This is a genomic window from Micromonospora sp. NPDC002411, assembly GCF_053592955.1.
Map to the genome: position 1 here is coordinate 1 of NZ_JBSFBM010000299.1, position 8,395 is coordinate 8,395.

The 8,395-nt window shown below is 72.4% G+C and carries 9 protein-coding genes; 8 read left to right on the top strand and 1 reads right to left on the bottom strand.

The features are described from left to right. Positions 1 to 104 precede the first annotated feature (104 nt). From ACWCO3_RS27230 to ACWCO3_RS27240, 3 genes are read left to right on the top strand one after another with little or no spacing between them, the layout of a single operon-like run. Complete coding sequence (locus tag ACWCO3_RS27230) at positions 105 to 1,391, top strand: ferredoxin reductase family protein (RefSeq protein ID WP_450012740.1); 1,287 nt, start codon at positions 105 to 107, stop codon at positions 1,389 to 1,391. A gap of 13 nt (positions 1,392 to 1,404) precedes the next feature. After that, entirely contained in the window at positions 1,405 to 2,004 is a 600-nt protein-coding gene (locus ACWCO3_RS27235; RefSeq protein ID WP_145779572.1) for an FMN-binding protein, read from the top strand. 49 nt (positions 2,005 to 2,053) lie between these two features. Further along, positions 2,054 to 2,776, top strand: a complete 723-nt coding sequence (locus ACWCO3_RS27240; protein WP_145785504.1) for an FAD:protein FMN transferase — start codon at positions 2,054 to 2,056, stop codon at positions 2,774 to 2,776. A 265-nt stretch (positions 2,777 to 3,041) separates the two neighbouring features. Here the strand turns inward: ACWCO3_RS27240 and ACWCO3_RS27245 are convergent, their stop codons facing one another. Then, positions 3,042 to 3,713, bottom strand: a complete 672-nt coding sequence (locus ACWCO3_RS27245; RefSeq protein ID WP_145785505.1) for a bifunctional DNA primase/polymerase — start codon at positions 3,711 to 3,713, stop codon at positions 3,042 to 3,044. A gap of 246 nt (positions 3,714 to 3,959) precedes the next feature. Between ACWCO3_RS27245 and ACWCO3_RS27250 the strand changes: the two genes are divergently transcribed. The 5 genes from ACWCO3_RS27250 to ACWCO3_RS27270 all read left to right on the top strand — a co-directional run. Next, complete coding sequence (locus ACWCO3_RS27250) at positions 3,960 to 5,189, top strand: helix-turn-helix domain-containing protein (RefSeq protein WP_145779573.1); 1,230 nt, start codon at positions 3,960 to 3,962, stop codon at positions 5,187 to 5,189. A 16-nt stretch (positions 5,190 to 5,205) separates the two neighbouring features. Then, complete coding sequence (locus tag ACWCO3_RS27255; protein ID WP_357936374.1) at positions 5,206 to 5,778, top strand: flavoprotein; 573 nt, start codon at positions 5,206 to 5,208, stop codon at positions 5,776 to 5,778. Positions 5,779 to 5,920: 142 nt separating this feature from the next. Further along, positions 5,921 to 6,751, top strand: coding sequence for a Nif3-like dinuclear metal center hexameric protein (locus ACWCO3_RS27260; RefSeq protein ID WP_208745134.1), 831 nt, complete (start codon positions 5,921 to 5,923; stop codon positions 6,749 to 6,751). Continuing rightward, positions 6,748 to 7,485: a zinc ribbon domain-containing protein gene (locus tag ACWCO3_RS27265; RefSeq protein WP_145779576.1), complete on the top strand. Its 738-nt coding sequence runs from the start codon at positions 6,748 to 6,750 to the stop codon at positions 7,483 to 7,485. The genes ACWCO3_RS27260 and ACWCO3_RS27265 overlap by 4 nt, the downstream gene beginning before the upstream one ends. Before the next feature lie 3 nt (positions 7,486 to 7,488). Next, a partial coding sequence (locus tag ACWCO3_RS27270; protein ID WP_450012743.1) for a bifunctional RNase H/acid phosphatase occupies positions 7,489 to 8,395 on the top strand: 907 nt, incomplete at its 3' end.

The window sequence follows — 8,395 nt, forward strand, 5'->3', positions numbered from 1 at the left end:
ACCGACGTCGGTGGAGCCGGTGAAGGCCACCTTGTCGACACCGGGGTGCTCGACCCCCGCAGATCCCGGACCGGCGCGGTCCCGGCGGCCGGCGGCTGCTGGGCGTGCTGCTCCTGGTCGGTTTGGTCGCCAGCGTGCTGCCGTGGTGGCTGGGCACCCCCACCGGTTCGTTGCGGAGCACCGCCGCCACCGTCACGGCCGCCGGTCGGATCACCGGTCTGATCGCCGGCTACCTGCTGCTGGTGCAGGTGCTGATGATGAGCCGGCTGCCGGTGCTGGAACGGTGGATCGGCGGCGAGCAGATGGCCCGCTGGCACCGCGACGTCGGGGCAACCCTGCTGGTCGCCGTGCTGGCGCACATGTCGCTGATCCTCGTCGGCTACGCGGACCTGCGGAACCAGTCGATCCTCGCCGAGGTCGGCACGCTGCTCGGCGACTACGAGGACATGGTCTCGGCGTTCGTCGCCACCGGCATCATGATGCTGGTCGGCTTCAGCAGCGTCCGGGCGATCCGCCGCGCGTTGCCCTACGAGATGTGGCACGCGCTGCACCTGTCCAGCTACCTGGTCCTGCTGCTCGGCTTCGGCCACCAGTTCACTCACGGCGCGCAGTTGTACAAGCCCGGTCCGGTACGCACCGGCTGGATCGCGCTCTACCTGCTGGTGGTCGCCGCCCTGCTCTGGGGTCGGGTGATCGCGCCGCTGGCGTTCAACCTGCGGTACAAGCTGCGGGTCGCCGACGTCGTCGCGGAGAGCCCGGACACCATCTCCATCTACCTCACCGGTGAGCGTCTGGGGCGGCTGGCGATGCTCGGCGGCCAGTACTTCCGCTGGCGCTTCCTCACCCGGGGTTGCTGGTGGCAGTCGCACCCGTTCTCCGTCTCCGCCGCCGCGAACGGTCGCTGGCTGCGGCTCACCGTCAAGGTCGTCGGCACGCACACCGCGGAGCTGCGCGACCTGGAGCAGGGCACCCGGGTCTGGGCACAGGGCCCGTCCGGCACCTTCACCGCCGCGCACCGGGTTCGGGAGCGAGCGCTGCTCATCGCCGGCGGCAGTGGCATCACGCCGATCCGGGCGATGTTGGAGGAACTGCCCCCGGGTGCCGCCCTGATCTACCGGGCCCGTACTCCGGCCGACGTGCTGCTCAGCCGCGAGCTGGACTGGCTGGCCCAGGAGCGGGACACCTCCGTCTGGTACGTCATCGGCTCCCGCGACGACCCCGGCCCGCGTCAACTGATGAGCCCGGACGGGTTGCGTCAACTGGTGCCCGACGTGGCCCGGCGCGACGTCTACCTGTGCGGGCCGCCCGGGTTGGTGGAACAGTCGGTGCGGGCGCTGCGCCGCGCCGGCGTGCCGCGACGGCAGATCCACCTGGCCACGTTCGAGCTGTAGGAAGGGCACCCCCATGCGTCGCGCGTTCCTCGCGATCACCGGCCTCGCCGCCAGCACCACCGCGCTGGTGGTCTTCAAGGGTTCCCCGGCCACCAACCAGGTCGCCCAGAACCTGCCCACCGCCCAGCCGGTCGACCCCGCCGGGAAGGGCGTCGACCCGAGCGCCGACCCGGCCGCGCCGGGCACCGATCCGGCCGAGGGCGGGCCCACCCCGTCGAAGAGCGCCGACGCGCCGGTGTCGCCCAAGCCCGGCAAGACCACCGCCCGCCCGTCGGGCACCAAGACCACCAAGGCACCCAGCGCGCCGCGCACCACCAAGCCACCCCAGTCGACCAACCGCCGGGTCACCGGCGCCGGCTTCGACAACGAGTACGGGTACGTGCAGGTGCAGATCGTGGTCTCCGGCAACCGGATCGTCGATGCCGTCGCGCTGTCGCTGCCCAGCGGGGGTGAATCCGACATCCACAGCGGCGACGTCAGCAGCGCGTACGACGGCAGCGGCGGCGAGGTGGTGCGCAAGCAGAACGCGAACCTCAACACCGTCTCCGGTGCCACCGAGACCAGCAACTCCTACAAGCAGTCGCTGCGGTCCGCTATCGAGCAGGCGTTCTGAGGTGCCGGCCGCGCTGACCCGACCGGGGCTCTGCCGGGTCGAGCAGATCATGGGTACGGCGATCACACTGGACCTCGCCGACGACCTGCCGCCCGCGCGGGCGCGTGAGCTGGCGGATGACGTCTTCGCCTGGATGCGCGAGGTGGACACCCGGTTCAGCACGTACAAGCCGGACAGCGAGGTGTGCCGCTTCGATCGGGGTGAGGTGCTGCTCTCCGAGGCGTCGGCGGACCTGCGGTTCGTGCTGGAGGCCTGCGCCGACCTGTGGGGCACCACCGACGGGTTCTTCGACGCGTACGCCACCGGGCGGCTGGACCCGTCCGGTTTCGTGAAGGGCTGGGCGGCGCAGGTCGCCTCGGATCGGCTGCTCGCCGCCGGTGCTCTGAACCACTGCGTGAACGCCGGTGGCGACGTGCGCGTACGCGGTTTGTCGCCGTCGGGGGAGCCGTGGCGGATCGGCATCCGGCACCCGTGGGACGCGATGGCGACGTGCCTGGTGCTCAGCGGGACCGATCTGGCCGTGGCCACCTCGGGGGTCTACGAGCGGGGTCGGCACGTGCTGGATCCACGCCGTGGCGCTCCGGCCAGCGGGCTGCGCTCGGTGACAGTGGTCGGCACCGACCTCGGGGTGGCCGACGCGTACGCCACCGCCGCCCTGGCCATGGGGGCGGCGGGTCGCGGCTGGCTGGACCGCTTGGACGACCACACCCACGCCGTCGTCACCGACGACGGCCGTCAGTACTACTCCGCCAGCATCCCGCTGACGGACTAACGGATCGGGCGGTGGGTGCCGGCGGGGCGGGACCCGGTGGGGCGGGGACGGCCGGGGCGCGAGCCGGACGGTCGGGTGCCGGCCCAGCGGTGTCGTCGGTGGCTGCGCCGGGGTGGTTCGGTGCCACCGGGATGGGACGCTCTGTCGTGCGTGGACATCTTTCCCCCGATCGTGGCGCGCGTTCGCGCCGTCCCCCTGTCAACGAGGACCGGTGCCCCGGCGACGCTGTCGGGCACCGGATGGAATCGTCGGACGGGGCCTTTCTTCACATTCCTCGTCGGGGCAGCGGCAGGTGACCGGGTATCAGGTCGGGGGCGAGCGTCACCCCTGTGGCGCGCAGCGCCCCGATCAAGGTGTTCTGCACGAGGTACGAGTCCGGGAGTTGCCAGCGGGCCTGCTCGGGGGCGACCGCCCAGCGGACCGTGCCCTCGGGCAGCCGGGTGGGCGGCGCGGGGATCCACGAGCCCGGTCCGTGCCGGACGACGTGGAAGCAATGCTCCAGCTCCGGCCGCAGGGGGTCGCCGGGGCGGACCAGGAACATCCAGCGTCCGGTGGGCGTGGCCAGCACCGGCCCGCGTACGCCGGTGCCGGCGGGGTGGATCTGCACCGCGTCGAGGACGAGCCGACCCAGGTGGGCGGGCACCTCCAACACGTCGAAGGCTCGGCCGGTGGGCAGCAGCACCCCGTGCGGGCGGTTCCGCCACCAGGTCGCCACCCGGGCCGGGTCGGCGCTGGCGGCCAGTTCCCAGTTCTCCAGGGCGGGGTGACAGCCCACTGTGGGGCAGCCGGCCCGGCCGCAGACGAAGCGGCTGCGGGCCAGACAGGCCCCCGGGGTGACCTGCCAGCCATGTGCGGCGTACCGCATGGCGACCCGGCGCAGCCGGACCCGTTCCAGCGGCGACAGTTCGGCGACGCGCGGTCCGACATTCCCCCACATGTGTGCCATCTCCCCTCGTCGGGCCCGGCGTTCGCCAGGTCCCATGTCGAGCACCGTCACTGCCGTAACCCACGATCGTTGAGGTTGACGAACGGCTCGTGCAACTTGCACGAAAAGTACGAGGACTGGCTGTCCGGCTGACGTACATCCTGTGCGACCAGCGGAAACGTGAAAGTGAATGAAGGCCGCCGCGCCCGTGTAGATAGCTTCGGCTCGATCGGTCGTCGCGCAGGGGAGGATGGGGAGATGGACGAGCTACCCATTGGACGGCGGGTCGCCTACTGGCGCGGACGGCGGAAGATGTCGCAGCAGGTCTTCGCGGACCGACTGGGCAAGTCGAAGAGCTGGGTGGACAAGGTCGAACGCGGCGTCCGCCGGTTGGACAAGTTCTCCGTCCTGTACGAGATCGCCGACATCCTCCAGGTGGACGTCCAACTCCTCATGGGCAAGGACCCGGAGCGCCGCACCGACGCGCTGAACTGCATCGACCAGATCGAGGTGCAGGAGATCCGGGCGGCGTTGGAGCGCTACGACTCGATGAGCGCGTACTTCGACGCGGTGCCCTCTCCGCCGCCGCTGGACGACATGCGCAAGGCCGTCAACCACGCCTGGCTCACCTATCAGTACGGGCGCTACGGGATGCTCACCCGGGCGCTGCCCAAGCTGCTGCGCGACGCACAGGCGGCCGACGCCGCGTACGGCGGGGACCGGGCCGTCGAGGCGGCCCATCTGCTCGGGCAGGTCTACCAGATCGCCTCGTCGGTGCTGCGCAAACTCGGTGAGTGTGAGCTCTCCTGGCTGGCAGCCGACCGGTCGATGGCGGTGGCCCAGCGCGCCGACGACCCGCTGCTGGCGGGGATCGCCACCACCCGGGTCTGCAACGCTCTGGTCGCGATGGGTCGGGCCCGGCCGGCGCTGGAGCTGAACGTCCAGATCGCCAACCGGTTGGCCCCGGGCGGCGGCAACGAGGTGTCCCCGGCCCGGCTCTCCGTCTACGGGATGCTGCTGCTCCAGGGCGCGATGGCCGCGTCGCGGATCGGCGACACGGCGAGCGTCGACGACCTGATCAACTGCGCGCAGGAGGCCGCCACCCTGCTCGGTGGCGACTACAACCACTACTGGACGTCGTTCGGTCCGACGAATGTCGAGTTGCACCGGGCCGCCGCCGCCGTCGAGTTGGGCGACGGTGGGCGGGCCGTGGAGGTGCACCAGCTGCGCATCGCGGAGCCCTCCTTCAACGCGTTGCTGCCCGAACGCCGCGCCCACCACCTGCTCGACATCGCCCGCGGGTACGCCCAGATGGGCGACGTGGCGAACGCCGGCGAGATGCTGCTGCTCGGCGATCGGCTCGCCCCGTCGGAGATCCGCTGCCGGCCGATCGCGCACGAGGTGATGTCGGACGTCCTTCGTCGCACACGTGGTGCGCCGCCTTCTCCGGTAGCGGAGTTGGCTGAGCACATGGGAGTAGGGGTATGAGCGCGGAGCCGGTTTGATGGCCGGTCTACCGCGTACCAGCGGGCACCGCGAGGTGCTCTACGTCATCGCCTGCGGCTCGCCGCTGGCACGGCACGTCGGCCTTCTGGTCGACCTCGCCCAACAGGATGGTTGGGACGTCTGCGTGGTCACCACGCCGGACGGCGCGAAGTTCGTCGACCAGTCGGCACTCGTTCGGCAGACCGGGCATCCGGTGCGGACGCACTACAAGAACCCCGGTGACCCGGACGTGCTGCCGCCCGCCGACGCCATGATCGTCTGCCCGGCCACCGTCAACACCGTCAACAAGTGGGCGGCCGGGATCGCCGACACCCTCGCGCTGGGCCTGCTGGTCGAGGCGCAGGGCAAGGGCATCCCGATCGTGGCCGTGCCGTACACCAATGTGGCGATGGCCGCCCACCCGGCGTTCCGGGCCGGGGTGGCCCGGCTGGCCGAGTGGGGTGTCACTGTGCTCTTCGGTGATCACGTGGTCGCGTTGCACCCGCCGGGAACGGGGGAGCAGCACCTGTCCGCCTTCCCGTGGGCGAAGCCGCTGGCCGCGCTGCACACCGTCGCCGCGAACGCCGCCTAGGGACCGCCTTTCAGGAGGGCTGGCCGGCGCGGCCCAGCGCTTCAGGCCGACGCGGCCGGGCGGGCGTCACCGCCCGACGGCCCTCGCGCCGGTAAGCTGGCCCGCCGTGAGCACAAGCGGATCCGCGCCGACGGTGACCGACGTGGTGGCCGAGCTGGAGCGGCGTTTCCCGCCGGCCTGGGCCGAGGAGTGGGACCGGGTGGGCCTCGTGCTCGGCGAGCCGTCCGCGCCGGTGCGCCGGGTGCTCTGTGTGGTCGACGTGGTGCCCGAGACGGTCGCCGAGGCGCTGGCCGCCGACGTCGACATGATCGTCTCGCATCACCCGCTGCTGCTGCGCGGCGTCTCGTCGGTCGCTCCGACGACCTTCAAGGGGCGGATCATCCACGACCTGATCCGGGCCGGGGTGGCGCTCTACGCGGCGCACACCAACGCCGACGTGGCCGCCCCCGGCGTCTCCGACGCCCTCGCCGCCCGGTTCGGGCTGACCGGGCTGCGGCCACTGCTGCGACCCGCGCCCGGCTCGCCCGCCCACGGCGACGACCGGGGCTTCGGTCGGATCGGCGAGCTGCCCCAGCCGATGACCCTCGCCGAGCTGACCCGGCACGCCGCCGCCGTGCTTCCCGTCACGTCCTGGGGAGTTCGCGCTGCGGGCGATCCCCAGCGTATGGTTCGTACCCTCGCCGTCAGCGGCGGGTCGGGGGACAGTTTCCTCGGCGCCGCGACCGCCGCCGGGGTGGACGCATTCCTCACCGCCGACCTGCGGCACCACCCGGCCGGCGAGCACCTCGCCGCCGATGGTCCCGCCCTGATCGACGCCGCCCACTGGGCGACCGAACGACCGTGGCTGGACGACCTGGCCGACCTCCTCCGGGAGTCGTTGGGCGTCGAGACGCTGGTGTCCGACCTGGATACCGACCCGTGGACAGTGCACGCCGCCGCACCCGTTGTGGACGACAAGGAGCCCCGACCGTGAAGGCTGACCCTCAGGTGCAGCGCCGCCTGCTCGACCTCCAGGCGATCGACACCAACCTCGCCCAGCTCGCCCACCGTCGGCGGTCGCTGCCCGAGCGGGCCGAGCTGGAAGCGCTGGCCCGGGAGTTGTCGGCGTTGGAGGACGAGCGGGTCCGCGCCCAGGTGGCGGTCGACGACCTGGACCGGGACATCGCCCGGATGGAGAAGGACGTCGAGCAGGTCCGGGCCCGCAAGGAGAAGGACGAGAACCGGCTCGCCGCCGGCACCGGCCCCGCCCGCGAGTTGGAGGCGCTCCAGCACGAGCTGGTCTCGCTCAACCGCCGCCAGGGCGACCTGGAGGACGCCGAGCTGGAGCTGATGGAGCAGCGGGAGACCGCGCAGGGCGTCCTCGACGGGGTGGAGCAGCGGTTGGCCGACGCCCGCGACAAGCGGGCCGCGACCGAGCAGCGCCGCGACGAGGCGATGGCCGAGATCGCCAAGGATGAGGAGTTCAAGCGGGGGGCCCGTCAGCCGCTCGCGTCCGACCTCCCGGCCGACCTGGTCAAGCTCTACGACAAGATCCGCGAGGACACCGGGCTGGGTGCCGCGCTGCTCACCGCGGGCCGCTGCGGCGGGTGCCGGTTGGAGCTGTCCGGTGCGGACCTGGCCCGGATCCGCGGGGCCGCCCCCGACGACGTGGTCCGCTGCGAGGACTGCCGACGGATCATGGTCCGCACCAACGAGTCGGGCCTGTAGGTCGTGGCGCCGCGCGTGGTCACCGTCGAAGCCGACGGCGGGTCCCGGGGCAATCCCGGCCCCGCCGGCTACGGCGCTGTGGTCCGTGACTCGGAGACCGGTGAGGTGCTGGCCGAGCGCTCCGAGTCACTCGGCACGGCGACCAACAACGTCGCCGAGTACCAGGGCCTGATCGCCGGGCTGACCGCCGCCGCCGAGCTGGGCGCCGCCGAGGTGGACGTTCGGATGGACTCCAAGCTCGTCGTCGAGCAGATGTGCGGCCGGTGGCAGATCAAGCACCCCGGTCTGCGGCCCCTCGCCGCCCAGGCGGCCGGGCTGGTAGGCCGCTTCGCCGCGGTCCGGTTCACCTGGATCCCCCGCGACCAGAACCGGCACGCCGACGCGCTCGCCAACGCCGCCATGGACGCCGCCGCAGGTCGACCCACATCGACGGGTGCCGCAGCCCCGGTCGTCGGCAGTGACCCGGCGACCGCCCCGGCGTCCTGGGAGCCCCGGCCGACCTTCACCGCCACCCGGCTGATCCTGGTCCGGCACGGCGAGACCGAGTACACCGAGCAGCGCCGCTACTCCGGTCGCGGCGACGTGCCCCTCTCCGAGAAGGGCCGCGCCCAGGTCCGCGAGACCGCCACCCGGGTGGCCGCGCTGGCCCCGACCGTCGCGGCCGTGCTCAGCTCACCACTGTCCCGCTGTACGGCCACCGCGGCGGCCATCGCCGGGGCGCTCGGTGACGTGCCGGTGCGCACCGAGGACGACCTGATCGAGTGCGACTTCGGCCAGTGGGAGGGGCGCACCTTCGCCGAGGTGCGCGAGGGCTGGCCGGGGGAGATGGACGCCTGGCTCGCCTCACCCCGGGTCGCCCCGCCGGGTGGAGAGTCGTTCACCCACGTCGCCGAACGCGCCCACCGTGTCG

Coding starts and splice junctions, on each gene's coding strand:
- ACWCO3_RS27235 (WP_145779572.1), top strand. CDS start 1,405: ATGCGTCGCGCGTTCCTCGCGATCACCGGCCTCGCCGCCAGCACCACC.
- ACWCO3_RS27240 (WP_145785504.1), top strand. CDS start 2,054: ATGGGTACGGCGATCACACTGGACCTCGCCGACGACCTGCCGCCCGCG.
- ACWCO3_RS27245 (WP_145785505.1), bottom strand. CDS start 3,713: ATGTGGGGGAATGTCGGACCGCGCGTCGCCGAACTGTCGCCGCTGGAA.
- ACWCO3_RS27250 (WP_145779573.1), top strand. CDS start 3,960: ATGGACGAGCTACCCATTGGACGGCGGGTCGCCTACTGGCGCGGACGG.
- ACWCO3_RS27255 (WP_357936374.1), top strand. CDS start 5,206: ATGGCCGGTCTACCGCGTACCAGCGGGCACCGCGAGGTGCTCTACGTC.